Here is a 24906-nt window from a genome sequence, read left to right as displayed (position 1 = left end):
TTATAATTTGTAAAATTATATCTAATCTTTTATTTGCAAATATACGGGCTTGTCAAATATGATTATTTCATCATCGGTGATCACTTCACCGTCTCTGGAGTAAGCGATAAAATAATCTTCGTTCTTTAAAGCTCTTTTTTCCAGCGACCAGTGGATCTGGATCAGTTTTTCATCTTTGAGGCATTGAAGGATGTGATAGCCTCTTTTTATATCAAGGCGCAGAAACTGCGAGCTTTTTAAAAAGAAAAGGAGCGTCTTAAAAGCATAAAAAGCACTTCGTTTTCTTACGCCTTGCCGGTTGTCGATAAGCCCGTAGCCCGGAGCTATGAGCTGGTGCCAGCATACGGCGTCGACCTGCTGGGAGGCAAATGCCAGGAGATAGTATCGGATCAGATAGTTCGCGTAACTCTCTTCATCCACGCATTCGTATTCGCTTGTCGGTGCATAGGGCGCTGTGTTTGAGATAGGCCAGTTCGTCTCGGTTATATACAGACGATTTTTGCTTTTGGGACTGAGCCAGATCAAGGTGCTAAGCCATGCTATTTTATCAAGAAGGCTGAAACCCATCTGTGTATTTTCAGGCGCACCGCGCCTGTCTACGTATAAAAGCGAAGCAATGCCGTCATATCTGTAATCAAAAAAATTAAACAGCGTATGAGCGGTAAAATGGTACTCAAAATCGATGACCCCGCTACCGATAAGCTCGATGTTTGGAAACTCTTTTTGTTTTAACTTGTACGCCGTTTCAAAGAAACGGTTGTATTCATCGACGCTGAAAAATCCCCATTTTGCTCTGTTTATGGTCGAGCCGATCTGAAATCTTTGTGCCTGCAGACCGGTAAATATTTTTCGAAGGTCGTCTTCTAAAAGTTTTGGGTCGTCTATATGTTCACGGTCTTGAAGAATGTTTACGGTCACCTCTTTGGCGTTGCATGCGAGAATAAAATCGTTGAGCTCTCTGAGTTTTTCCATCTCCCAAAGCTTACAGCGGACGAGGATGTGCTCGACGCCGAGGTCTTCTAAAAACTCCTGTGTGAGGGAAGGTTCTTTGTCAAGGTTTACGCTCATCGCAAAAAAGTTTTGGGCATCGACGGTTTTACGCTTGACAAAAGGCATCATCAAAACGGAAATCGGCAGAACGACAAGAGCGGTAAGAGATGTTTTTATGATGGAAAAAAGCTCACGCTTTCTCATCATCTTTTTAAAATTTTTATCTTTCAACTGAAAGGGCTGATCCGAAAAATCGTCCCAGACAAATGGCTTTTTCACGGTTTCATCCATCTGGAGTTTTTAAGCAGATTCGCTCCGGCGGTGTCGCACCCCAAAAGCAGATATTTGAGATTTTTGCTTACATACCCTTTTTCATCTACGAAATCTTTGTAGTTGTATCCGACAGAACCGTTGCCGTCAGTTATGGCAATGGTGCTTCCTCTTTTGACGAATGCAAACCGTTTTTTTACGCTCTGATCAAAAATTGATTGGCTCATCGTTGTAAAGTCCGACTGCCAGCCCAGAATATCGACTATCGAAGGGAAAATGTCGTCATGAGAGGCGACAATCGATGAGGTATGCGGTTTGAAAATCTTGGGTGCATAAACGATAAGCGGAATATGAAAATCCGGAAGAAGGCTCTCTTTTTCATGAGAGTTTGTTTTGACTTTTTTATCGAGTATGGCATGGCCTACGTGATCAGCCGTAAAGATAAAGATCGTATTGTCAAACCATGGTTCTTTTTTACATCTTTGCATAAACTCTTTTATTTGCGAATCCACGTAATACATCGTGTTCAAGAATCCCTGCTCACTGTTTTTTGAATGCGGATATATCTCCCACTGTTTTGCCGGCAGATAATAGGGTGCATGGGTGGATGCGGTGAAACAAAAGCTGATAAAGGGCTGCTTGATGACATGCAGTTTGTGTGAAAGAAATCGGAACATGTTTCCGTCCCAAGCTCCAAAATGCGGATTTCCCTCTTCGATTCCCGTACGGGGAATGTCTTCTGCACCGTAATAATCTTCAAATCCCGCCAGTTTGCTTAACTTATCTACTCTAAAAGATCCTCTGTCCGAACTTTGCATAGCAATCGTCGTATAGCCGTTTTTATGGGCGAGCTTCCCTAAAAAGCTGGGATTGTAAAGTTCCAACCCTTCTCCGAGGTTTTCAAATCCTACCACCTGAGTAAGTCCCGTGTAGATAGAAGTGATGCCCTCCAGTGATCTTTGTCCGTTGGCAAAGAAATTTGTATATAAGATCCCCTCATGAGCCAGCTTGTCCAGATAAGGAGTCGCTTTATAGTCATTATGAGAAAGCGCGTCAAGATATTTAGCGCTAAAGCTCTCTATAAGAACTATAACAACGTTATATTTTTGTTTGTTTGGCTCTTTGTAATGTCTCATTAACGGGTATTTTTCATTAACAAATACTGTTTTGCCGGAGTGAATATTTTCTTTTACGATCTCTACTGCTTTTTTTGTCGTCATCGCCGCATGGCAGATATTTTGTCTGTTACCTCCGCGGTAAAAACAGAAAAAACCGTTGAGTGCCAGATTACCCGAAGAGACTTTGTTTACGGCAAATGCATCGGATGTTCCAAAAGAGATGCCGTCCACTTTTCCCCGAATACCGACAAAGGCGATGAGAACGACGACCGGCAGAACGAACCATTCGCTCTGTTTTATATGCGTATTTTTGAGTTTACCGGTAAATATTTTATAGAAAATATAGATAACGAGAAAGAAGATAAGCACGGAAATAACGGTTTGCCAAGGAAAATAATCTTTTGCCATATCTACTAGTATTCCTACATCGTTGCCTATGACGCTTAGTTCGTTGCTTATGTGGCGGTTTACGAATCCGAAGTAGAGAGAGTCGCCTATATTGAAAAAGATAATGGAGGCGATAATGGTTCCCCAGATAATGCCTAAAGATTGTCGGTAGAGTTTGTGAAGGGTGAACTTATAAGGCAGCAGATGTGCGAGCCAAAGCAGAGATGTGAAGGTAAAAATGATCGCCGCATCCACTCGAAATCCCATGATAAAGGAACGGACGGTTTCGTTGAAATCCAGATTTGAAAAATAATCGAAATATGAGATATATAGGAAAATTCTTGTTGCAAGAAAAAATAAAAAACTAAGAGCCAGGGCAGTAAAAAGTTGTGTATACCTGTTTTGAAATTTCAATTTTACAACCCCTTTTGCTTTCATGTAAGTGAAATTATAACAATTGTTTGTTAAAATATCACAATTATAAAATAGGGAAGTTTATGAAGATATCAGTTATCGGTACGGGGTATGTCGGGCTAGTGAGCGGCGTATGTTTTGCGCAGATGGGAAATAAAGTCACTTGTGTCGATATAGATGAAAAGAAGATAGAGAAACTTCGAGAAGGGATCATTCCTATTTATGAACCCGGTTTGGAAGATATGACCTTGCAAAACTATAAAAAAGGGACTTTGAAGTTTACTACCGATGCAAGCGATGCTATTGCCAACTCGCTTATCTCATTTATCGCCGTAGGAACTCCAATGGGTGAAGACGGGAGTGCAGATCTTCAATACGTTTTGGCGGTTGCGAAAAAAATAGGTCAAAGCATGAAAGACTATATGGTCATAGTCGATAAATCGACCGTTCCGGTAGGTACGGCTGAAAAAGTAAGAGCTGCCGTTCAGGCAGAGCTTGATGCCCGGGGTGTCGATATAGAGTTCGATGTGGTTAGCAATCCGGAGTTTTTAAAAGAGGGTGCTGCCATAAATGATTTTATGCACCCAGACCGTGTCGTGATCGGAGCAGATTCCGAAAAGGCGCTAGAGATCATGCGCGAGCTCTATGCTCCGTTTATGAAGCAGCATGATAGATTCATCTCTATGGATATCAAATCGGCAGAGATGACCAAATATGCCGCAAACGCGATGCTTGCAACGAAGATCTCGTTCATGAACGAGATGAGCCAAATCTGCGAGCGCGTGGGTGCAGATATCAACAAAGTGCGCAACGGTATAGGAAGCGACAGCCGTATCGGATACAGTTTTATCTATCCGGGCTGCGGATACGGCGGGAGCTGTTTTCCAAAAGATGTTCAAGCGCTTGCCAAAACCGCAAAAGACAACGGCTATATGCCGCGCATACTCGATGCGGTAGAAGCGGTAAACTATGCACAGAAAAAAGTGATCTCGGACAAAGTCATAAAGAGATTTGGAGAAAATCTTGAGGGTAGAAATTTTGCTGTATGGGGACTTAGCTTCAAACCTGAAACGGATGATATGCGTGAAGCCAGTTCTATTACCATTATCAACGAGCTTACCGCAAGAGGAGCGAAAATAACGGCTTATGATCCAAAAGCGCGCCATGAAGCGGAGGCCCATTATCTAAAAAGAAACGCTAGTGTTTCTTACGCGGATGCCAAATATGATGCTCTAAAAGACGCCGATGCGGTGATCCTTGTCACGGAATGGCAGGAGTTTAGAAGTCCCGACTTTGAAGAGATGAAAAAGCTTTTGAAAAATCCTATCTTTTTTGACGGACGCAATCAGTTCAACAAAGAAAAGATGAATAAAGAGGGATTTGAATATTTCCAGATCGGAGTAAACTGACCCTTGAACATCCTGGTCGTTCGCACGGATAAGCTTGGTGACTTTATCACGGCGCTTCCTGCATGCAAGGTGCTAAAAAAATATGATCCGCGAAACAGGATCATAGTCTGTGTAGCGCCTTTAAACGAATCTTTGGCACATGCCTGTGATTTTATCGACGAAGTTATAATCGATGACGGGAGATCATCCGTCTTTAAACTCTCACAAAGATTCCGTGCCGCGAAGATAGATGTTTCCATAACCCTTTTTTCAAATACCCGTGTAGCGTTTGCACAGTTTCTGGCCCGAATTCCAAAACGTATTGCTCCTGCGACAAAAATAGCACAGATCTTTTATACACAACGTGTAAAACAGCGAAGAAGTGAAGTGAAGATGGCGGAATTCGAATATAATCTAGAACTTGCCCGCGTATTGTTCCCCGATATAGATCTCGATTTTGAAAAACCGCTTTTAAGATTTGACGATGCTTTAAAAGTGTATGAAAAATTCTGTAAAGCCAATAGTATAGAAAAAGAAACTATTGCCTTTCATCCGGGATTTGGCGGCTCATCGGATGCAAATTGGAGCGTTGACGAATATATCGAGCTTGTAAGGACGGTTTTAGAGAAAAAAAGCCTGCAGGCGGTGATGACTTTCGGTCCCGACGAGCAGAATCTTTATGATTATTGCAGAGAAAAACTCAAAAACGAAGATGTCGTCTTTTATATCTCCAAAGAGGGATTGGTGAACTTTGCCAAGCTTATAAGCAACTTCAAACTTTTTGTCTCGACATCGACGGGAACATACCATCTTGCAGCACTTGTCGGAATTCCTACTATGACTTTCTTCGCCGATTCGCTTTTTGCAAGTTCTGCACGCTGGAAGAGCGTCAGTGACGAATCTCTGCAAAAACATTATATGATCCCTCATGACAAAAATAAAAGAGCAAAAATGTTCGAAGATGTGAAAAAGGCGATAACAGACGTTTTTTAGTTGTTTTAAGGGGCAAGTGCAGCGTATCGTTATTTTTCTTTAAACAGATCATCTGTAACATTAAAATTCGCAACATTGCTCAAGAATTTTTGAGATATTTTTGCATAGGTACTTACATCATCCACGATATAATCTTTTTTTCGAATCTCTTTTAATATTATTCTGCTGATATCTTTATTGTAGTGGTAAAGATCATAGTAGTTATGCAGATCGTGCGAGATCTCATCTGCATTTTGAAAGTCGTATATTTTGACATTCTGATAGGTAAGCAAAGTACTTACAATATATCGTTTAAATTTGATGAGATTCTGCAGTTGTCCTCTCTCCTCGTAAGTTTTGTATGCGAGGATAGAGTACGGCGGAAACAGGAGAGTGAAGTTTACGTTCGGATGTTTTTCGATAAGCGGTTTTATATTATGGTCAAAATTGTTCTTCATATAAGGAAGTTTTTTTTCTTCGTCGGTAGCTTCATTATCAAAATTCTTACGATCCAGCCATTTGCGTTTGACAGCCGATAAAACATTTTTATCTTGTGTGCGCGATCTCCACTCGAACATCTTGCTGTAATCATAAACCCAGCCGTCTTTCTCTTTTTTAGTGAATATTTCAAATACTCTGCCCAAAGTGTCGCTTGAGATAAGATACTTGTAATCGTTTAGTATATTTTCGTCATACAGATATGTCGGAAATGAAGAAGCACCGTGTTTATATCTGTGAACAGCGCCGTAATAGGATAAAAAATCGATCCCTATTAGGACATTTTTAACGTTTTGATGTCTAAATGCTGTGCTGAGCACAATATTTTGCTCATAAACGCTGCTTCCCGCTATAGTGAGTTTTATCGGTTTTTTATATCCCGATATATTTTTCAGATCGTCGATATTGAAATTTTGCATCATCGAGGTACCGATGACGACGGAATCATAGTCAAAGTTTTTGGCAAGCCCTGCATCCAGCTCTTTTTCGTTTTCATAGGGAACTTTGTAAAACGTTGCCTTTCTATACTGCTGATAAGGATCGATCACATAATTAAAGACACCTATAACAAGAAGGGAAGAAATAGTTATAAACCAAAGAGAGACCCATTTTTTCATCTTGCTCATATCCCTCAGCCTTTAAAAATCAAAATAGAGGAATTTTGATATATGATTTGTCAGAAGCATTGCACTTACAAAAAATATTCCCGATGCAAAAGCCGTTTTTGGGGTGTATATCGCTTTTTTTGAATATTCTACCGTTGTTTTTAAAGTCAAAATCACAACAAACACCATGATAAACCAATCCGGATGCATATCCATATCTGATGCGATCTTGATGGTTTCGACTGCCGTCATTCCGCTTAGCACTTTAAGAGCATCATCCCACTCTTTTGCCCTAAAAAAGATCCAGGCGACATTGATGAAGTTAAAGGTCAAAAACCATGCAAGAACCGTAGGCAGTCTGAAGCCTATCGATCTCCAGATATGGTTGACGACCAAGGCGATACCGTGTAATAATCCCCAAAACACAAATGTCCATCCCGCTCCGTGCCAGATGCCGCCGAGTGTGAACGTAGCCATAAGATTCACATAAGTTCTAAAATCCCCTTTCCTGTTCCCGCCAAGAGGGATATAGATATAGTCTTTTAAAAAGCGTGAAAGGGTGATATGCCATCTTCTCCAAAAATCCTGAATACTTAGAGCTTTATAGGGTGAGTTGAAATTGATCGGCAATACGATGTTAAATAAAAGTGCTGCACCGATGGCCATATCGGTATATCCGCTAAAATCAAAATAGAGCTGAAATGTATAGGACAATGATGTCGCCCAGGCTTCGGTAAAACTCAAAACATGTAAAACGTCAAAACCTTTATCGGCTATCTCTGCAAAACTATCCGCGATGACCACCTTCTTAAACAGACCTATGGAGAAGATAAAGAGTCCAGTTGCGATGTTTTTGTAGTTCTTTGCCAAGTTCCATTTGTTTGCAAACTGCGGCATCATCTCGGCATGATGCACGATCGGACCCGCGATGAGCTGAGGGAAGAATGTGACAAAGAGTGCGTAATTTAAAAAATCGTACTCTTTGGTTTCGCCTCTATAGCTGTCGACAAGATATGCAATCTGTTGAAAGGTAAAGAAACTAATGGCAAGAGGAAGAGCCAGATGCAAAAGAGATAAGGAACTGTGCAGCGCCAGATTGATGTTTTCTATAAAAAAATCGCTGTATTTAAAATATCCCAGCAGCGCGATATTTGACACTACACCAAACATAAGAAGAGATCTTTTGCCTACTTTTGCTTTTTTAAAGTTCTCGTTCAGGCTGTTACCTATCACATAGTTAAAAAGCATGGACGAAAGTATGAGCGGAAGATACACTATGTTCCACCAGGAGTAGAAAAACAGCGATGCAAAGACCAAAAAGCCCCTGGCTCCTACCGTTAAACGTTTTTGCAGAAGATAAAAATAGATAAAAAATGTAAACGGCAAAAACAAAAAGATGAATTCGTAGGAGTTAAAGAGCATAAAATTAATTTCTTTGTATCTTGTATCCTTCAAGATACAATATATCGATATTACAATCCAGATAATCTAAAATAGCATCATGCGGGGTATGTACGATTGTCCGGCCATGTAAGTTGAATGAAGTATTGATAAGAACACCAAAACCGGTTAATTTTTTTAGCTCTTTTAACAGTTTATAATAAGTAGGGTTGTCGTCTTCTTCGACAAATTGAGGTCTTGCCGTTCCGTCTACATGTATTGCCGATGGGATTTTATCGTTAAACTCCTCTTTTACGCGAAATGCTATTGCCATATGTTTGTGTTGAAAACTCGATTGAAATAAGCGCTCTCTTTCCTCTTCTAAAATCGACGGGCAAAAAGGTTGATATTTAGGTCGTTTTTTAACTTTTAGATTGATCATTTCTCTGATATCGGGATTTACAGGATTGGCTAAAATTGAACGATTTCCTAATGCTCTTGGACCGAACTCCATTTTTCCGTGCACGACAGAGACGACTTTGTCTTGAGAAAGTATTTGTGCGGCATCTTTGTACCATTCATCACCCAGGTATGTATATTTTATCTTTGTGCTAAAATCTTTTATGGCTTTTTCTACGTCGACTTTACTGTGTTCATTGCCAAAATACGGCATCACTTTTTTTGACAGCCAGCTTATATCTTGGTTTAGTTCCAGGGCTTTTAGTATCGCTGAACCTGCAGAAATTCCCTCATCTCCCATAAACGGGAGTACATAGATGCTTTTAAACGGTGTTCTTTCATATATATTCAAACTCATAATGATGTTGGCGGCGACTCCGCCTGACAGACATAAATGTTGTGAGTCATATTTTTTTGATACTTGATTTAAAAAGTCACATATTGTATCTTCAAGGTATGTTTGAATTGTACTGGCAAAACTTTCTTCACCGATGTTCTTTATCTGCTCTTGAAGATATGCAATGTCGTAGAATTTTGCAACAAGCTTTGTGTCATAGTGAATTCCAGAATCACTAATTGTCGTACATTCGGTAAGTTGAGTATATAAAGTTTCGTTTTTTGTTGAAAAAGCGGCGAGTGCTTCGACCTTGCCTTCATCACTATTTGGTCTTAATCCTAACGCTTCTGTAAAATTACTGTAGATATTTCCGATAGAGGTAAGTTTTGTAGATGCATCGACTTTTATAGTTTTAGATTGTGCAATCTCTTTATAATCGGAATCAGCATCAAAGATAAATAGTTTACTAAAATGGCCGTCACCTTCGCCGTCAATGGTAAGACTTAGGACATTTTCTTTTTTAACGAAAGGTGAAAAGTAGTATGCGGCAATAGCATGGCATAGATGGTGATCATAGTAAGCAACTTCTTTGATGGGCATACCGTTTTTTTGAAACACCTCTTTAATATAAAAGTTCATCTTGTCTTTTGGAGTTTTAAAGTTTTGATTCGGATAAAGCTCTTTTTTTGTTTTTCGCTCCAAATAATAAAGTGTATCTTTTGTATTGGTGATTAGACCCAGTAAAGTTGTCGATATTTTTTTATAATTTGAAACTTTCAGATCTTTTACATAAGTGGGTTTGAAAAGTGTTCTAAATGCTTTCTCTTTTTCAATCTCTTCTGCTCTTTTAAAATGCAGAGAATCGCTTGAAAAGCCATGGCAAACATAATCTACCCCGTCAAATTTATATTTTTCTAAAATAGGACTAATATCCATGCTGTCATGTTTTATTCGTGTTACACGTTCGGTACTCATTGCAAAAATGTTTTTTGCTTCAAAATCGATTACAAATAGTGCGCTGTCATGCCCAAAAAACTTGCTGCCTAGAATTTTCATTTTTTTCTTCATCCCGATTATAAATCAATTTATAATTTTAGTGTAATTAAGGTTTACTTATTGATTTAATTTTACGTTTCAAGTTGATTTTGTCTTCAAGCTTTTTTGCTTCGTCCATAATCGTTTTAACGGATTCCTCTTCTTTTAAAGATGCAAGTTTGGCGTACTCTTTTGCGATAATAACCAGATCATTCTTATCTTTTGCCCAGAACTTGTTGAAGTTTTTGAGTCCTTCATACCCCTCTATGGTCTTAAACTCCATTCTATTGATATCGACAAGGGAAAATCTATAGTTGTCTTCTTGTTTGGTGATAAGGATGTTGCCCAAAGAGTAATCGACGTGCCAAACTCCTTTTTTATGGAGGGCATAGCTAAAGTGTGCGAACTCTTTGAGTATCTGTTCTGTATTTTCAACCTTGTGATGAAACACTTCGCGAATGGTAAAATCGTAAGGTTCGTAGACGGATATAAAGTAGCTTTCGCTCAATAATCCCATATCAAAAAACTCTATAATGCCTATGGGTTCGGGAGTATTTATATGCAGGTTGGTCAGTTTTAGGGCGTTTAGATAGGATTTCTTGGCTTTTCCGTCTCGTAAGAATGTGTAGGCTATCCGATTAATAAAGTGCGGGACCTTAAATGATTTTACTACGCATTTTATACCGCCGAGCTCCACTATTTTCAGTTCATTTCTCGCTTTATGGATACTTTCGTTCGAAATATTGAAAATATTTTTTATATTTTGCAGATGTTTTTTAAAATCTGGATACTTGGGATTTAATAGTAGTTTATAGGACAAATTAACCTGCTTTATTTATTTGATTTGATATTATAACATTTTAATATGGAGAGTTTTGATGCGCGTAGCTGTTGTAGTGAGAAGTTTAAAGGTCGGCGGAATGGAAAGAGTGGCCGTAAATCTTTCAGAAGCTTTCGCCGATGCCGGCGACGAATCGCATCTTATATACTTCAAGGATAAAAAAAGAGCTTTTACACCAAAAGAGAATGTTCACTTTCATCACTTCAATCTTGACAAGGCATTAAATCTGACGATCATCGGTGCCTTTCTCGGTGTTGTGGCAAAGCTCTTAAACGGCATCTTCAGAAGTACCTATTTTATTTACAGCGGTATTCTTTTGGCTCCCGTATTTTGGTATAAACTTAAAAAACTGGAAAAGAAGTTTGGAAGATTCGACTTGATAATCATGCGCGGCCACGGTACTTTTGAACTAATTTGGCCGTTAAAAGACGACCGTGTGGTACAGATGGTCGAGAGTGTGTTCATAAAACACGGCTCACCGCTGGAGAATTTTTATATCAAATGCGTTTATGAAGGCAAAAAACTTGCGGGGGTATCGAGCGGCGTCAAAGAGAAGATCGAAGAGGTTTTAAAAATAACATCGGTCAAAGCGAAGTCGGTAAATGTCGTGAATAACCCCTTGGATATTGATGATATCCGCAAAAAAGCCGAAGCGTATAAACCTGAGATAGCAGAAGAGTATATCATCAGCGTTGGGCGGGTGACCCCGAACAAAAATATTACCTTTTTGCTTGAATCTTATAAATTTGCGAGAGATCATTACAACCTTGCTTTGCCTCTGGTTATCGTCGGAGACGGTCATGATATGCAAAACGTCAAACAAAGAATAGAAGAGTTAAAACTCACTTCATATGTAAAGACGTTAGGCTTGTTAAGCAATCCCTATCCGTGGATAAAAAACGCATCACTTTTGACATCGACTTCATTTGCAGAAGGCTTTGGAATGGTATTGATAGAAGCGCTTTCCTGCCATACAAAGATTATCTCGACAAAATCAAAAGGCGGAGTAAAAGATATAATGACCGGTGATCTGCAGAGTTATTTGACCGATTTCGATGTGCAAGAGTTCGCAAAAAAGATGGTCGAGACTCTTGGTGAAGAAAAAGAGTGGGATTTTGACAGCTACACTCAAAAGTTCAGACCCGAAGCGATTGTCGGTAGATATAAAGAACTGTACTTATAATCTTTCTATATTTTTACTTTCGATGACAAAAAAGAGTTCGTTGGCGCGCACCGCTCTTTTAAAGTAGCTTTTGTCTTTTCCCGTAACCGTTCTTTTTATCAATCTTTTCAGATGTTTATAGGCTCTTTTAACGGAGACAGAAAGAAGAGAATCTCTCAGGTCATGGATCGCTTCAAGGGCAAAGAGTTTATCTTGCTGCAACTCTTCGTCCAATTCGAACGAATAGACTCCGTCAAAATAAAATTCATCAAAATTCGGCGGCAGGTTTACGGACGTATGCATTGGACCGACGGGATAGGTTTCGCTTAGAGTCAAATGGTTCGTGTATGCAAGCAGCTTGCACGGCAGTTCCGTTTTTTTTAGAGCATCGATAAGAGCCTGTGTGGTGTATTTGTGATCGGGATGAGAGTCTATGGCGGGATGCGGGGTAATAATATATTCTGGCTGCACTTGCGTAAGTATCAATTCAAGATCATGTAAAAACGAGTCGTATGTCGGTCTTACCTGTACGGACAGATCCAGATAAGAATGAGAGACTTTTCTAAAAGAGTTCATATCTCCAAAACCCTCTATAAACGAAGACGCGTCCTCTTTTGGATGTTCGCTCATCCATTTCAGACTCCCGCCGTAATATCCGAGAGTCAAAGAGTTTTCCGGTACTACGCCGCCCAAAACCGGAACGCTTAGAGCGTCAAAGGTTCGAAGTTCGGCTTTTTTAAGCGCTGCTTGAGTTTTGTTTTCATAAAGATCACAGTAGTTGCACACCCCATGTTCGCCTATCGTCGTCGTGACGATAGTCACGTCTTTTGCAGATTTATACAGTCCAAAAGCTGCTATCTCCGAATCGTCGGCATGCGGGGCTAAAATAAGGATTTTTTTTGAAAGGTCTATCTCGTTTTTATATCCGTACAGTGTCGATTCGCCTGTTTTTAATTTTAAGTTTCTGCAAAGAAGTCTCAAGTGTTCATTTTTTGTGTGCGAAATATTTAGATATCTATCTCCTTGCGCCCCATATTCGAAAAAATGTTTGCTACCCTCTATCTCGATAGACGGCTTAAAAAAGTAGGACAAAGGATGAAAAGCAAGGGATATTTTTAAAAAAAGCGTATCGAAATCCTTATGTTCAAGCGGAAGTGTCATAAAATCTTGTTTTATAACAATATTTTGTAAAAAAGGCGGTTGCAGAGTATATAGATGGTCTTTTGCGGGATCATACCCGTATTTTTTCGTTCGTTTAAAGACGATAAAGAGATAAATGATCAAAATGACGCCAATAAAAGAGTAAAAAAACATAAAATCTCCTGATTAAAATTATATCCAATAGTTACTGTGATAGAATATCAATCATGAAAATAACAGCAAATATTATCACTTTAAATGAAGAAAAAAATATAGCAGATGTCATAAAATCCGTTCAAAAAGTATGTGATGAAGTGTTGGTAGTCGATTCGCTCAGCAGTGATAAAACATGTGAAATCGCGGAGGCTTTGGGCGCAAAGGTTGTCAAACAGGCATATTTGGGTGACGGTCCCCAAAAAGCATTCGGTGGGCCGTTGGCTAAAAACGACTGGATACTCAGTATCGATGCGGATGAAAGACTTGATGTAAATGCTATTGAAGCGATAAAAAAACTTGATCTGGATACTACGCCGTATGATGCGTTTTCCTTTGCCAGAAAAACGTTTGTCGGAAAACATTTTATCAGGCTTTGGTACCCCGATCGCGTGACAAGGCTGTATAACCGTAAAAAGTGCGCCTTTTCCACTGCGGGAGGGCACGCAAGGGTTCAGACAAAAAACGTCAAAGATCTTGATGCAGATATGCTTCATTACTCATACGAAGACTACTCTCAGATGATAAAGACCACGCATAAATTTATAACAAGAGGTGCGAGAATAGCACACGAAGAGGGAAAACGTGCTTCTTCGTTTGACCCGTTTTTACATGGAATGGGAGCATTGTTCAAAGCGCTTGTTCTAAAAGGCGGCGCGTTTCATGGCATCCACGGCTGGAATGTGGCGATTATATCCGCATTCAGCTCTTACATGAAATATGCTTTGATGCTGGAGATGCAAGAAGATGAGTAAAAAAAATCTTCTTGAGCTCTGCCTTTCTCCCGATCTTGGCGGTCTGGAGCTTTATATGGTAAGATGCGCAAAAGCTCTTGAGGAGGATATGAACGTTATCAGTGTCATCAACGCAGAGGGAAAGCTTGAACAGTACTATAAAGATACACCCTATAGATACGAAGCTATTAAAAGAAAATCGGGGATGGGAGCTTACGGTACGGCAAAAAAGCTTGCGCGCATTATAGACGAGAATAAAACGGAGATCATCCATGCCCATTGGACAAAAGATCTTTTGACGGCAGTTCTGGCGAAAAAACTTTCTACACATAAACCCCGCATCGTACAAACAAGAAATATGACAATGACGAGATTTAAAGACGATGTGTATCATCGGTGGCTGTACAAAAATATTTCGCTTATGCTTCCGGTTACCTATCAGGTCAAAGAGCAGCTGGAGCATTTTATCCCTCAAAAAGTAAGACCTAAAATAGAGGTCTTGTATATGGGATCGGATAAGCCTGAACTACTCAATGATGAAGAAGTAAAGGAATTAAAAGATAAACTTGGCTTCGATCTTGAGAGTTTTAATGTCGGGATGGTCGGGCGTATCAACGAAGCAAAAGGGCAGCACTTGCTTATCAAAGCGGTCGAACTGCTAGTAAAAAAAGGTTTGTCCGTAAATGCGTACTTCGTAGGACATCCGATGAAAGAGAGCTATCTTGAAGAGCTGAAGCATGACGTAAAGAGTCGAGGTATTGAGCAAAATATTCACTTTTTGGGTTTTATGAAGAACCCGCATCATTTTTACCAGATATGCGATGCGGTGGTTTTGGCTTCTATGCGCGAGACTTTCGGGCTTGTGCTTATAGAAGCGATGCAGGTAGGTACGGCAGTCATCGGTTCAAACAGCGGCGGAGTCGTCGAGATCATAGACGATGAAAAAACGGGATTGCTGTTTGAAAACCAAAACTATGAAGATCTGGCAAAAAAGATAGAGATGCTCGTCGGAGATATTCACTTAAAAGAAAATCTTGCAAAAGCGGGACAAGAGAAGTGTCAAGAGAAGTTTTCAAATGAAAAGCAGTTTGTGAAGCTCAAAAGTATTTTAGAAGAGATGGTATGAAAGTAAGTATAATAATCGCGGTCTATAAAGATATAACTGCATTGAACCTCATTATTGAAGCACTTAAAACCCAGACATATAAAAATTTTGAAGTGATCGTCGCAGAGGATAATGACAGCCGGGAGATGAAAGAGTATGTGACCTCCATAAAAGGGTTGGATGTCAAGCATACGTTTCAAGAAGATGCGGGTGTCCGAAAATCAAGATCGCAGAATAACGGGATATTAAAAAGTTCCGGCGAATATCTTATATTTTTAGACGGGGATATTATTCCATATTCTACATTTGTAGAAGGACATGCGGCTTTGGCTCAAAGAGGCAGAGTTTTAGCCGGAAGACGAGTCAATTTGAATGCACAGCTGACAAAAAAGTTTAGGGAAGGAGCTTTAAAACCGTATACTTTGGAAAAATATTACTTTTTTTTAGGTTTTGGGCTGATGTTCGATAGAAATGCTAGATTTGAACAGGGAGTACATATCGATCCAAACTCGCTTATCTATAAAAGTTTTATGGCCGGCAGAAAAAGAAATACAAGCCTTATCGGCTGTAATTTCTCCTGTTTTAGAGACGACATGATAGCCATCAACGGATTTGACGAAAGTTACGGTGAATCTTCGCTGCCCGATGATATGGATCTCGATTGGAGATTTCGCGCTTACGGACTTACATTACATTCCTGCAAGAATGTCGCAAATACGTTTCATCTGTTTCATAAAAAACAGAACAATCCCACAAGCAAAGAACAATGGGCAAGATTCAATAAAAACAAAGAAGAGAAAAAATATGTTTGTGAGCAGGGGTTGAGACAGCATAATGTATAAAACACTGTTATCATCGAAAAAATATCTTCAAGATAAAGATCTGCTGACACTTTGGCTTAATAATCTGCTTGTCGTGTATGCTTTTTTATTACCGATATCCCAGACGATCAAAGCAACAGTTTTTAGTTTTATGGTTATATTGTTTATTATCAGAGGGGATGTCGTAAAACATGTGAAAGCCGCATTGCAAAATTCTGTAGTAAGAGCCTTCGTATATATTTTTATTGCATATATCGTTGGGATGTTGTGGACTGAAAATATTGCCGAGGGCTTATACTGGGTAAAAAGCATAAAATACGGACTTTATCTGCTTTTATTTTATGCAATAGCAGACGGCAGATATATCGATAAGGTCATATCGGCTTTTATATTCGGAATGTTTATCAGTGAATTGACTTCGTATGGTATGCACTTTGGGATAATGCCGTGGAAGCTGGAGATCGGTCGTATCCTTTTTTATCAGGCACCAAGTATGGAAGACCCTTCTCCGTTTTTAAACCACATTCATTACGGTGTTGCTCTTGCGTTTACGGTTATATTATTAATTCATAAAACTTTTTTTGAAAAACATGATGGTTATCTAAAAATCTTTATGGGCATATTTATAGTGACTGCGACGTCAAATATCTTCATTACCGGAGGAAGAACGGGGTATGTTACATTCTTTTTGCTGATTGTTGTACTTGCGGTTTTTTATTTAAGAAAAAGTGCTTTAGGCATATTTTTAGCTATATCCGTTGTATTTGTAACGGCATATAACTTTAGTCCGATATTTCACGCAAAAGTACATCAAACCGAGCAAAGTTTATACTCTTTATTTAAAGACGATCCAAACTTTAATACTTCTTTAGGTGCCAGAACAGGAATATATTATTATGCATATGAGGTGATCAAAAAAGATCCTGTCTTCGGTGTGGGTACGGGTGATTCTATGGATAAAATTCATGATATGGCACCGGAGAAAGATTACATAATAAACTCACTTTTGCATGAACATAATCAATTTTTAAGCGTATTGCTCAAACTTGGAATAATCGGTTTGTTTATTTATCTTAATATTTTTTATCAGATATATAAATTTAAACAAAAAGAGAAGGATCTGAGATTTATAATGATATTTATAACATTGACCATTGCATTTGGAACTTTGATGACACTGTTTAATCTTAGATTCTTTCTCCCTTTGTGGGCCGTGTTTTTGGCAGTGACACTAATAAACAGAGATAGAAGAACTATAAATTATGTAGAGCTGGATGATAAAAAACAGTTGTTGCAGATCATTATATTGATAGCAGTATTCGGAGGGGCAAGTTTATTGCATCAGTTGATATAATCAGACCAATAGTTCTAAATACTCATTCGCTTCGCGTGACGGAGCAAAGAGATCTTTCGCGTTCTCTCTGTTTTCTTGAGCGAGTTCTATCTCTTTATCCAGATTTTGTACGATCATATACAGTTCTTCGGAGAGAGCCTGTACATTTTTGTCTTCGACAAGATGGATATGAAATCCCATCTCCTTAAAATTACTGACGGCCGTGTTATCAAAAGCTAAAACGATGATCCCATGAGATATTGCTTCCATAAGGACATTACCGAATCCTTCGCCTTTGGTCGGAAACAAAAAAATGTCATGTTTTGGATATTTGTCATAGATATTGTCGGTAAATCCGCACATTTCAAAAGAGTCTTTGTATGGCAAGGAGTCTATAAACTTTATAAACTCCTCTTTATAGTTTTCTGCGATCGAGCCGTAGCTGTTAAAATGGAAATTGATTTTGTTCTTGTAAAGTGCTTCGCATGCAAGAAGAGCTTCGGCCAGACCTTTTCCCGGAGTGATGCGTCCCACATGTAAAAGCTGAAGCGTTTCGTTTTTTGTTTTTGGCAGTTGTGAACAGGCTTTTGGCATGGACGGAATAATGGTCGTCAGTTTTGTGTTTTTTCCAAAAGGGACGATATAGGCGACGTTTTTTGCCAGATGTTTTGATATTGCTACATGAGCACTTACGCGAGAGTATATCAATTTATGAAAAAGATCTTTTTTCGGATTTGACTTTGTCGTTCCGTGACGTACGATAAGGTTGATATCTAATCCTAAAAATGAAAAATATAAAGATTTCAGCTCCGAAGCACCGAGGAAAATAACGTTTTTAATATGTTTTTCCTTAATGATCCTGCGGGCGTGGTATATGATAGAGAAACTAAAAGTGGACCTGAAGTCTATTGTCTCGAATTTTAAATTCGAATAGTCTTTGTTGCCGAGACATTGTTTATGCATAAAATGGTTGTCGCGTACGATCAAAGTCACATCGTTATAGTCAGACAATATTTTGGCAAGCTTCAAGCCTGCCAGCTCCATACCGCCTTTGTTCGGTGAGAGGCATATAACGGCGGTCGGCTGTTTGCTTTTCAACTATAGTCTTCCATCGCTTTTTTTGAGTATCGATTTTATATCGTAGACGACACAGTTTTCGTTTTGGGTTAGATCGAGTTCTTTAAACTCATTGTGCGCGACTGCCAGAACGATCGCTTGATGAGAAGAGAGATCTATATTACCGTTTTGTAGTAATGATAAATTGTATTCATGTCTTACCTGTTCGGGATCCGCCCATGGATCATATATGTCGACGTTACATCCGAACTCTTTGAGCTCGTTTATAACATCTACGACTCTTGTATTTCTTGTATCTGTACAGTTTTCTTTGAACGTTATACCCAAAACAAGGATATTGGAACCCTCTATCTTATGCCCTTTTTTTATCATGAGCTTTATAACCTGATTGGCGACATAGATCCCCATGTTGTCGTTGAGCCTGCGTCCTGCGAGGATAATCTCCGGATTATATCCGACCTCTTGAGCTTTATATGTCAAGTAGTAAGGATCGACACCTATACAGTGTCCTCCTACAAGTCCCGGTCTAAATGGTAAAAAATTCCATTTCGTACCTGCTGCATCAAGTACGGCATTTGTGTCTATGCCGAGTTTATTAAAGATGATCGCAAGCTCGTTAACAAAAGCGACATTGATGTCACGTTGGGAATTCTCGATAACCTTTGCGGCTTCTGCTACTTTTATGGAATCTGCCAGATGTGTTCCGGCCGTTATAATGCTTTTGTAAAGATTATCTACCTCTATAGCAATCTCTTTTGTCGAACCGGAAGTTACTTTTAAGATATTTTTTACGGTATGTTTTTTATCACCGGGATTGATACGTTCAGGAGAATATCCGCAGAAAAACTCTTTGTTGAAAGTTAGCCCGGAAGTTTTTTCTAGTATGGGTACGCAGACCTCTTCGGTCGCACCCGGGTAAACGGTCGATTCGTAGATGACGATGTCATTCTTTTTAAGAACTTTCCCGATCGATTCACTTGCTTTTATCAAAGGTGTAAGGTCAGGCCGTTTATGATCGTCGATAGGCGTCGGAACTGTTACTATATAGATATTGCAGTCCGATATTTTGTTTAGGTCGTTCGTAAAAGAGAGGTGATTGTCTTTAATAGCTGTTAAGAGTTGTTTGTCATCTATTTCTAGTGTTCTGTCATGGCCTCTGTTAAGTTCATCGATCCTCAATTGGGCAATATCAAAACCGATCGTTTCATATTTTTCGCCAAAAGCAACCGCCAATGGTAAACCGACATATCCTAATCCGATAACCGCTATTTTATATGTTTTCATAGTATTCTTTCGCTATTATTATAATCTTAATTGAAAGGTGAATATTATATCTAAAAGGAGCTAATATTAAGATTTTATTTATAAACAGCCATTCTGCTGATTATGTGCAGGATCTGACATACAGCGGGCTCGTGAAATTACTGGGTGCTAAAAATGTCGTCGATGTCGCATGGAACAAGAAATTTCATATCAACTATAAAAAATATCCTAAGAATCTCGGATACATTCCGGGTTCTCTTTTTCCTTCTCTGATAAATAGAGTAAATGCCCGTTACGATGCAGTTATAGTTGCCGCTTCAAAAGTCGACTGTTTTGAAAAGTATATAGAATTAGCTCCGAATATAGATAAAAATATACCCGTTATCTTTGTAGACGGCGGAGACGGTTCGGGGATTGGATCAGACCTTACTGTCTACGGACGCCCTGAACTTTATGAAAAATCACAGAAGATAAGAGCTTTTGATTATATCTTTAAAAGAGAGTATCTAATAGGGGCAGATCATCCGGCAAATGTCTTTCCTTTGCAGATCTCTTTTAACCTTGACCGCTTGCCCTCTTTGCCTGATGAAAAAAAATATGATGTTTCTTTTTGGGCCGTAGAAACGGGTGACGGAATCAGAACAAGAGCACTGAACCTGCTAGAAGATAAGTTCGACTGTAAAGCAAACGGGACAAAACGTAATCAAAAATTCAGTAGATATTCCCGAAAGGGTTCATTTTATCTTCAAGAGTTAAAACGTTGTAAAATCGTGTTGAACTTCAGAGGCGGCGGATGGGATACGATGCGTTATTGGGAAGTTCCTGCGGTCGGCAGTCTTATGATAACGCAAAAACCGCAAATAAATATTCCTCATGATTTTGAAAACGGCGTACATGTCGTGCATTGTAAAGACGATCTCAGTGATCTGGTCGAGCTGTGTGAATATTATTTGAAAAACGAATCAGAACGGGAGACGATGGCACAAGCCGGAAAAAAACATCTAGAGATGTATCATACGGATGTGAAACGTGCGGAATATATACTGCAAAAGGCTCACTTAGTATGAGCCTGAAACTTTAAAAGATACCACTCGACGGTCTTTACGATCCCGCTTTCAAAGTTCTCATCGGCTCTCCAGCCGAGCTCTGTTTCTATCTTGGTCGCATCGATGGCATAACGCCTGTCATGTCCCGCACGGTCTTCTACGAAGGTTATGAGGTCTTTATAGCTTTTTTTAGCGGGAACTTTTACATCGAGGATTTCGCATATCTTATTGACGATGTAAAGGTTGTCTCTTTCGTTTCTTCCGCCTATGTTGTAAACCTCTCCCGCTTTGCCTGTGTGATAGACGAGATCTATCCCTTTGCAGTGATCCAGCACGTAAAGCCAGTCGCGTATGTTTTTTCCGTCCCCGTATATCGGGATCGGTTCGTTTGCCAGCGCTTTTTTTATAATGGTCGGGATCAGTTTTTCGTTATGCTGTTTTGGTCCGTAGTTGTTTGAACAGTTGGTGATGACGGTATTCATCCCGTATGTATGGCGATAGCTTCTTACGATCATATCGCTTGATGCTTTGCTTGCACTGTAGGGAGAGTTCGGCGCGTACGGAGTCTCTTCGCTGAAGAGGCCGGTATCGCCTAAAGTTCCGTATACCTCATCGGTCGAGATATGGTGAAATCTGCTTGCTTTGTATTTTTCGTTATGGACGAATGGGCTTCGCATCCATTTTTTATATGCAACGTCGATCAGCGTGAACGTTCCGTTCACGTTTGTCTGCACAAAAATTCCGGGATTCTTTATGGAGTTGTCCACATGTGACTCTGCGGCAAAATGGATGACGCCTTGTATGTCGTATTCGCTAAAAATGAACTCAACCAGTTCACGGTTGCAGATATCGCCTTTTATAAATTTATATCTGGGATGATCCTCTACCTCTTTGAGGTTTTTCAAATCTCCCGCATATGTCAAAAGGTCGAGATTTATCAAATTATACTCAGGATATTTATCCAAGAAATAGGGAATGAAATTGCTTCCGATGAATCCTGCGCATCCCGTAACTAAAATATTTTTCATTATCTTCTCTCTCCCATTATCGTTAAACATGCATCCAGACTGTCTTTCCAAAAAGGTATCGTTATACCGAACTCCTTTTTTATCTTCGCTTTGCTTAGCAGCGAGCAGTGTGGTCTTGATGCCGGCAGGGGGTACTCTTTTGCTTCGATAGGATCTATTTCGCATTTAAGCTTTGCCATGCGCATGATCTCTTTTGCGAAGTCATACCAGCTTAGCACCCCTTCATTAGAGTAGTTGTATATCTCTACTTTTTCATTTTTAATATCCGGTAATATCGTAAGTATCGTTCTTATCAAGTCTTTTGCATATGTGGGAGTCCCCACTTGATCGTAGATCACTCCGAGCCGCTCTTTCTCACGTCCGAGCCGCAGCATGGTTTTTACGAAGTTGGTTCCAAAAGAGCTGTATATCCATGATGTTCTTATAATGATAGAATTCTTCGGGGCGGCTTTTATCATAGCTTTTTCACCCTCATATTTTGTTTTTCCGTAAACGGACTCAGGGTTCGGAGTATCTTCTTCGTTGTACGGTTTGTGGTGTCGTCCGTCAAATACATAGTCCGTCGATATGTGAATAAGCCGGATATTTTTTTCTTTTGCTGTCAGTGCAAGGTTTGCAACTGCCAAATGGTTTATCTTGTCGGCGTTTTCTGCATCCGATTCCGCTTTGTCGACGGCTGTGTACGCAGCGCAATTTATGATCGTTTGGATGTTGTTTTTTTCACAAAATCGTTGAACTGCTTTATAATCTGTAATATTCAAAGAGTCTTTGTCCGTGAAAAAGCAGCTGTACGGATAATCGTCATGCAAAGCTTTGATCTCGCTGCCTAGTTGACCGTCCGCTCCCGTTATTAAAATATTATGCATGATCTGTGCCTTGACGAGAGAGTATGGTGTAATAGTCGATACCGTATTCAAACAGATCTTTCGCATCTTTTAAAAGCGGTTGAACTCTGTCTTTGGCGGAGAGATTAAGTTCTTCATGCAGTATCTGCCAGTCGATACCCAACGCAGGATCGTCAAACGCTATGCCTCTGTCGCATTCGGGAGAGTAGTAGTTGTCTACCTTATAGGCAAATACGGTATCTTCTTCAAGAACAACGAATCCATGTGCGAATCCTCTTGGGACCAAGATCTGTTTCTTGTTATCGCCGCTTAGTTCGACTGCAACATGCTGACCGAACGTAGGTGAATTTTTTCGTATGTCTACCGCTACATCCAAAACACGTCCCTGTATGACGCGTACGAGCTTTGTCTGTGCATGAGGAGGAAGCTGATAGTGAAGTCCGCGCAGTACGCCGCGCGAGCTTTTGCTTTCATTGTCCTGACAAAAATCTATCTTGTATCCTAAAAATTTTTCAAGTTTATCGGCTCGAAACGTCTCTACGAAATAACCGCGGTTGTCTCCATGCACTTTCGGTTCGCAGATAATGACATCGGGTATATCCGTTCTTGTAAATATCATCTATCTGATCCTTCTTGGCTGTAATGCTCTTCGGATAAGATACTCTCCATATTGGTTCTTGCTTAATGGCTGTGCCAGTTCAAGAAGTTTTTCTTTTGAGATATATCCCATCTCATAGGCTATCTCTTCTATACAGGCGACTTTTAAAGCTTGACGTTTTTCAATGGTCTGGATAAACTGGCTGGCTTCAAGCAGAGACTCATGTGTTCCGGTGTCCAGCCAGGCATAACCTCTGCCCATAAGTTCGACTTTCAGTCTCTGCTCGCTCAGATAATCCTGATTCAGTGTGGTTATCTCTAACTCGCCTCTTGCGCTCGGTTTGACGAGTTTTGCTTTTTGTACTACGTCATTAGGATAGAAATAAAGACCTACGACGGCATAGTTGCTTTTTGGATCTTTCGGCTTTTCTTCGATGCTTGTTACATTGCCCTTACTGTCGAATTCGGCAACACCGTAACGCTCGGGATCTTTGACGTAGTAACCAAATACGGTCGCATTATTGTCGTCTTTGGCATTTTTTACGCTTTGCGCTAAAAGTTGTGTAAGACCGTGTCCGTAGAAGATGTTGTCGCCGAGGATCAGACACACATCGTCGCCGCCGATAAATTCGTTTCCAAGGATGAATGCCTGAGCCAGTCCGTCCGGTGAGGGCTGTTCTTTATAAGAAAACCGCATTCCTATATCGTTTCCGTCGCCTAAAAGATCTTCAAATCTCGGCAGATCATGCGGGGTCGAGATGATAAGTACTTCCGTGATTCCTGCAAGCATGAGAACGGAGAGCGGATAGTAGACCATAGGTTTGTCATAGATCGGTACGAGCTGTTTGCTCACGCCTTTTGTTATGGGATAGAGTCTGGTACCGCTTCCTCCGGCTAAGATGATGCCTTTCATATATCTGCTCTCTTTCGCGTTATTGCCAATTGTTGGCTCTTTGCTCTTCTATGTATTCTCTGATGGTGCGGCTCGGCTTCCATCCAAGTGCTTCTGTTTTCGCGGTGACCACATCGGCTGTCATACGGTTTCCTTTTCTCTCGGGAAGCATCTCGATCTTTCCGCCGAACATCTCGGCGATCTCTTTGACGCTGTAAGCTTCGGGGCTTCCTATCCCGAACTCGTCGCCGTAACCGTTTTCACCTACAAGCACAAGACCGTTTATGATGTCGTCGACGTGAGTGAAGTTTCTCTTCTGCGTTCCGGGGCTTACGATCGTAAGCGGTTCGCCTTTTTTCATCTTTTCTTTGAACAGGGCGATCAAAGTGGCGTATCTACCCGTTTGTATCTCTCTTTTTCCGTAAACGTTGTAAAAGTAGACTATCGCATAGGGGACGTTAAACCAGTTGCCGTAGTTTTCTACAAGTTCGGTGTTTGTCGCTTTGCTCCATGCATAAGGCGACTGGCTTCGCCCGAGTCCGCCGTCGCCGAATTTTGTACTGCTTCCGGCATAGACGATCTTTGCACCCGTTTTGCGCGCGAACTGTAAGACGGAGAAGATACCGTCCTTGTTGAATCTCCAGACCTGTTCGATATCCTCAAAGCTTTGCTCGACTCTTGAATATTCTCCGAGATGGTAGATGGTATGGGGTTCAAAATCTATAAGTTTATCTATATCCGCCGTAAGACCTTCGATGTAGGTCACGTTTGCTACGTGATTTTCTTTGCTGCCCGTAAAGTAGTTGTCAAGAGAGTATACTTCGTTATTTTCATCCTGTGCAAGTCTTTCACAAAGATTACTTCCTACAAATCCCGCACCGCCGGTGACTAATATTCTTTTTTTCAAAATAGGTCCTGTTTTATGTCTAAGTTCGGTAATTTTACCGAATTAAGAT

General features: G+C 40.1%; 22 protein-coding genes. 8 read left to right on the top strand and 14 right to left on the bottom strand.

Annotated features, from left to right (window positions below):
• Positions 1-21: 21 nt before the first annotated feature.
• Positions 22-1269, bottom strand: a complete 1248-nt coding sequence (locus WCY03_RS11215; protein WP_345992911.1) for a glycosyl hydrolase — start codon at positions 1267-1269, stop codon at positions 22-24.
• On the bottom strand, positions 1266-3179 hold the full coding sequence (locus WCY03_RS11210) for an LTA synthase family protein (RefSeq protein ID WP_345992910.1): 1914 nt from the start codon (positions 3177-3179) through the stop codon (positions 1266-1268). The genes WCY03_RS11215 and WCY03_RS11210 overlap by 4 nt, the downstream gene beginning before the upstream one ends.
• Before the next feature lie 83 nt (positions 3180-3262).
• Between WCY03_RS11210 and WCY03_RS11205 the strand changes: the two genes are divergently transcribed.
• A complete protein-coding gene (locus WCY03_RS11205) occupies positions 3263-4588 on the top strand; it encodes a UDP-glucose/GDP-mannose dehydrogenase family protein (RefSeq protein ID WP_345992909.1) in 1326 nt (441 codons plus the stop codon).
• Positions 4589-4591: 3 nt separating this feature from the next.
• The gene (locus WCY03_RS11200) at positions 4592-5560 is read left to right on the top strand and encodes a glycosyltransferase family 9 protein (RefSeq protein WP_345992908.1); all 969 of its coding nucleotides are present in this window, start codon (positions 4592-4594) and stop codon (positions 5558-5560) included.
• 29 nt (positions 5561-5589) lie between these two features.
• Here WCY03_RS11200 and WCY03_RS11195 read toward each other — a convergent pair whose 3' ends face one another.
• The 4 genes from WCY03_RS11195 to WCY03_RS11180 are packed head-to-tail and all read right to left on the bottom strand — an operon-like array spanning position 5590 to position 10673.
• Entirely contained in the window at positions 5590-6663 is a 1074-nt protein-coding gene (locus WCY03_RS11195; protein WP_345992907.1) for a hypothetical protein, read from the bottom strand.
• Between the two features lie 12 nt (positions 6664-6675).
• On the bottom strand, positions 6676-8064 hold the full coding sequence (locus tag WCY03_RS11190) for an MBOAT family protein (RefSeq protein ID WP_345992906.1): 1389 nt from the start codon (positions 8062-8064) through the stop codon (positions 6676-6678).
• 4 nt (positions 8065-8068) lie between these two features.
• On the bottom strand, positions 8069-9874 hold the full coding sequence (locus WCY03_RS11185) for a carbamoyltransferase C-terminal domain-containing protein (RefSeq protein WP_345992905.1): 1806 nt from the start codon (positions 9872-9874) through the stop codon (positions 8069-8071).
• A gap of 46 nt (positions 9875-9920) precedes the next feature.
• Positions 9921-10673: a lipopolysaccharide kinase InaA family protein gene (locus tag WCY03_RS11180; RefSeq protein ID WP_345992904.1), complete on the bottom strand. Its 753-nt coding sequence runs from the start codon at positions 10671-10673 to the stop codon at positions 9921-9923.
• 58 nt (positions 10674-10731) lie between these two features.
• Here WCY03_RS11180 and WCY03_RS11175 point away from each other — a divergent pair, with 58 nt between their 5' ends.
• Positions 10732-11877 (top strand): glycosyltransferase, encoded by a 1146-nt coding sequence (locus tag WCY03_RS11175; RefSeq protein WP_345992903.1) that lies wholly within the window; start codon positions 10732-10734, stop codon positions 11875-11877.
• On the opposite strand, the gene WCY03_RS11170 is transcribed toward WCY03_RS11175, so the two are convergent.
• Positions 11872-13170 (bottom strand): PIG-L family deacetylase, encoded by a 1299-nt coding sequence (locus WCY03_RS11170; RefSeq protein ID WP_345992902.1) that lies wholly within the window; start codon positions 13168-13170, stop codon positions 11872-11874. The two genes, WCY03_RS11175 and WCY03_RS11170, sit on opposite strands and share 6 nt — an antisense overlap.
• 53 nt (positions 13171-13223) lie before the next feature.
• Here WCY03_RS11170 and WCY03_RS11165 point away from each other — a divergent pair, with 53 nt between their 5' ends.
• From WCY03_RS11165 to WCY03_RS11150, 4 genes are read left to right on the top strand one after another with little or no spacing between them, the layout of a single operon-like run.
• Positions 13224-13964 carry a glycosyltransferase family 2 protein gene (locus WCY03_RS11165; RefSeq protein ID WP_345992901.1) on the top strand — a complete coding sequence of 247 codons (741 nt, stop codon included), beginning with the start codon at positions 13224-13226 and terminating at the stop codon, positions 13962-13964.
• Positions 13957-15069 (top strand): glycosyltransferase family 4 protein, encoded by a 1113-nt coding sequence (locus tag WCY03_RS11160; RefSeq protein WP_345992900.1) that lies wholly within the window; start codon positions 13957-13959, stop codon positions 15067-15069. Before WCY03_RS11165 ends, WCY03_RS11160 begins: the two co-directional genes overlap by 8 nt.
• Complete coding sequence (locus tag WCY03_RS11155; protein WP_345992899.1) at positions 15066-15890, top strand: glycosyltransferase; 825 nt, start codon at positions 15066-15068, stop codon at positions 15888-15890. The genes WCY03_RS11160 and WCY03_RS11155 overlap by 4 nt, the downstream gene beginning before the upstream one ends.
• Positions 15883-17223, top strand: coding sequence for an O-antigen ligase family protein (locus WCY03_RS11150; RefSeq protein ID WP_345992898.1), 1341 nt, complete (start codon positions 15883-15885; stop codon positions 17221-17223). The genes WCY03_RS11155 and WCY03_RS11150 overlap by 8 nt, the downstream gene beginning before the upstream one ends.
• Here WCY03_RS11150 and WCY03_RS11145 read toward each other — a convergent pair whose 3' ends face one another.
• A complete protein-coding gene (locus WCY03_RS11145) occupies positions 17224-18300 on the bottom strand; it encodes a glycosyltransferase (RefSeq protein ID WP_345992897.1) in 1077 nt (358 codons plus the stop codon).
• A complete protein-coding gene (locus WCY03_RS11140; protein ID WP_345992896.1) occupies positions 18301-19563 on the bottom strand; it encodes a nucleotide sugar dehydrogenase in 1263 nt (420 codons plus the stop codon).
• Between the two features lie 131 nt (positions 19564-19694).
• Between WCY03_RS11140 and WCY03_RS11135 the strand changes: the two genes are divergently transcribed.
• Positions 19695-20609, top strand: coding sequence for a glycosyltransferase (locus WCY03_RS11135; RefSeq protein ID WP_345992895.1), 915 nt, complete (start codon positions 19695-19697; stop codon positions 20607-20609).
• Here the strand turns inward: WCY03_RS11135 and rfbB are convergent.
• Genes rfbB through WCY03_RS11110 form a run of 5 tightly spaced genes read right to left on the bottom strand, consistent with a single transcriptional unit; the run spans position 20597 to position 24857 of the window.
• Positions 20597-21646: a dTDP-glucose 4,6-dehydratase gene (rfbB, locus tag WCY03_RS11130; protein WP_345992894.1), complete on the bottom strand. Its 1050-nt coding sequence runs from the start codon at positions 21644-21646 to the stop codon at positions 20597-20599. The two genes, WCY03_RS11135 and rfbB, sit on opposite strands and share 13 nt — an antisense overlap.
• Positions 21616-22482: a dTDP-4-dehydrorhamnose reductase gene (gene rfbD / locus WCY03_RS11125; RefSeq protein ID WP_345992893.1), complete on the bottom strand. Its 867-nt coding sequence runs from the start codon at positions 22480-22482 to the stop codon at positions 21616-21618. Before rfbD ends, rfbB begins: the two co-directional genes overlap by 31 nt.
• Positions 22475-23080 (bottom strand): dTDP-4-dehydrorhamnose 3,5-epimerase, encoded by a 606-nt coding sequence (gene rfbC, locus WCY03_RS11120; protein WP_345992892.1) that lies wholly within the window; start codon positions 23078-23080, stop codon positions 22475-22477. The genes rfbD and rfbC overlap by 8 nt, the downstream gene beginning before the upstream one ends.
• A complete protein-coding gene (gene rfbA, locus WCY03_RS11115; protein ID WP_345992891.1) occupies positions 23081-23971 on the bottom strand; it encodes a glucose-1-phosphate thymidylyltransferase RfbA in 891 nt (296 codons plus the stop codon).
• 19 nt (positions 23972-23990) lie between these two features.
• Positions 23991-24857, bottom strand: coding sequence for an NAD-dependent epimerase/dehydratase family protein (locus tag WCY03_RS11110; protein ID WP_345992890.1), 867 nt, complete (start codon positions 24855-24857; stop codon positions 23991-23993).
• Between the last annotated feature and the right edge of the window lie 49 nt (positions 24858-24906).

Origin of the sequence: Sulfurimonas sp. HSL-1716, from assembly GCF_039645975.1 — a bacterium.
Classification (GTDB): Bacteria; Campylobacterota; Campylobacteria; order Campylobacterales; family Sulfurimonadaceae; genus Hydrocurvibacter; species Hydrocurvibacter sulfurireducens.
This window is presented reverse-complemented; position numbering and strand designations above follow the sequence as displayed.

Bases quoted from the DNA above. Each gene is read 5' to 3' on its own strand.
- WCY03_RS11155 (WP_345992899.1), top strand. From the start codon at position 15,066: ATGAAAGTAAGTATAATAATCGCGGTCTATAAAGATATAACTGCATTG.
- rfbB (WP_345992894.1), bottom strand. From the start codon at position 21,646: ATGTTTAACGATAATGGGAGAGAGAAGATAATGAAAAATATTTTAGTT.
- WCY03_RS11205 (WP_345992909.1), top strand. From the start codon at position 3,263: ATGAAGATATCAGTTATCGGTACGGGGTATGTCGGGCTAGTGAGCGGC.
- rfbA (WP_345992891.1), bottom strand. From the start codon at position 23,971: ATGAAAGGCATCATCTTAGCCGGAGGAAGCGGTACCAGACTCTATCCC.
- WCY03_RS11170 (WP_345992902.1), bottom strand. From the start codon at position 13,170: ATGTTTTTTTACTCTTTTATTGGCGTCATTTTGATCATTTATCTCTTT.
- WCY03_RS11185 (WP_345992905.1), bottom strand. From the start codon at position 9,874: ATGAAAATTCTAGGCAGCAAGTTTTTTGGGCATGACAGCGCACTATTT.
- WCY03_RS11140 (WP_345992896.1), bottom strand. From the start codon at position 19,563: ATGAAAACATATAAAATAGCGGTTATCGGATTAGGATATGTCGGTTTA.
- WCY03_RS11195 (WP_345992907.1), bottom strand. From the start codon at position 6,663: ATGAGCAAGATGAAAAAATGGGTCTCTCTTTGGTTTATAACTATTTCT.
- WCY03_RS11150 (WP_345992898.1), top strand. From the start codon at position 15,883: ATGTATAAAACACTGTTATCATCGAAAAAATATCTTCAAGATAAAGAT.
- WCY03_RS11165 (WP_345992901.1), top strand. From the start codon at position 13,224: ATGAAAATAACAGCAAATATTATCACTTTAAATGAAGAAAAAAATATA.
- rfbD (WP_345992893.1), bottom strand. From the start codon at position 22,482: ATGCATAATATTTTAATAACGGGAGCGGACGGTCAACTAGGCAGCGAG.
- WCY03_RS11175 (WP_345992903.1), top strand. From the start codon at position 10,732: ATGCGCGTAGCTGTTGTAGTGAGAAGTTTAAAGGTCGGCGGAATGGAA.
- WCY03_RS11190 (WP_345992906.1), bottom strand. From the start codon at position 8,064: ATGCTCTTTAACTCCTACGAATTCATCTTTTTGTTTTTGCCGTTTACA.
- WCY03_RS11160 (WP_345992900.1), top strand. From the start codon at position 13,957: ATGAGTAAAAAAAATCTTCTTGAGCTCTGCCTTTCTCCCGATCTTGGC.
- rfbC (WP_345992892.1), bottom strand. From the start codon at position 23,080: ATGATATTTACAAGAACGGATATACCCGATGTCATTATCTGCGAACCG.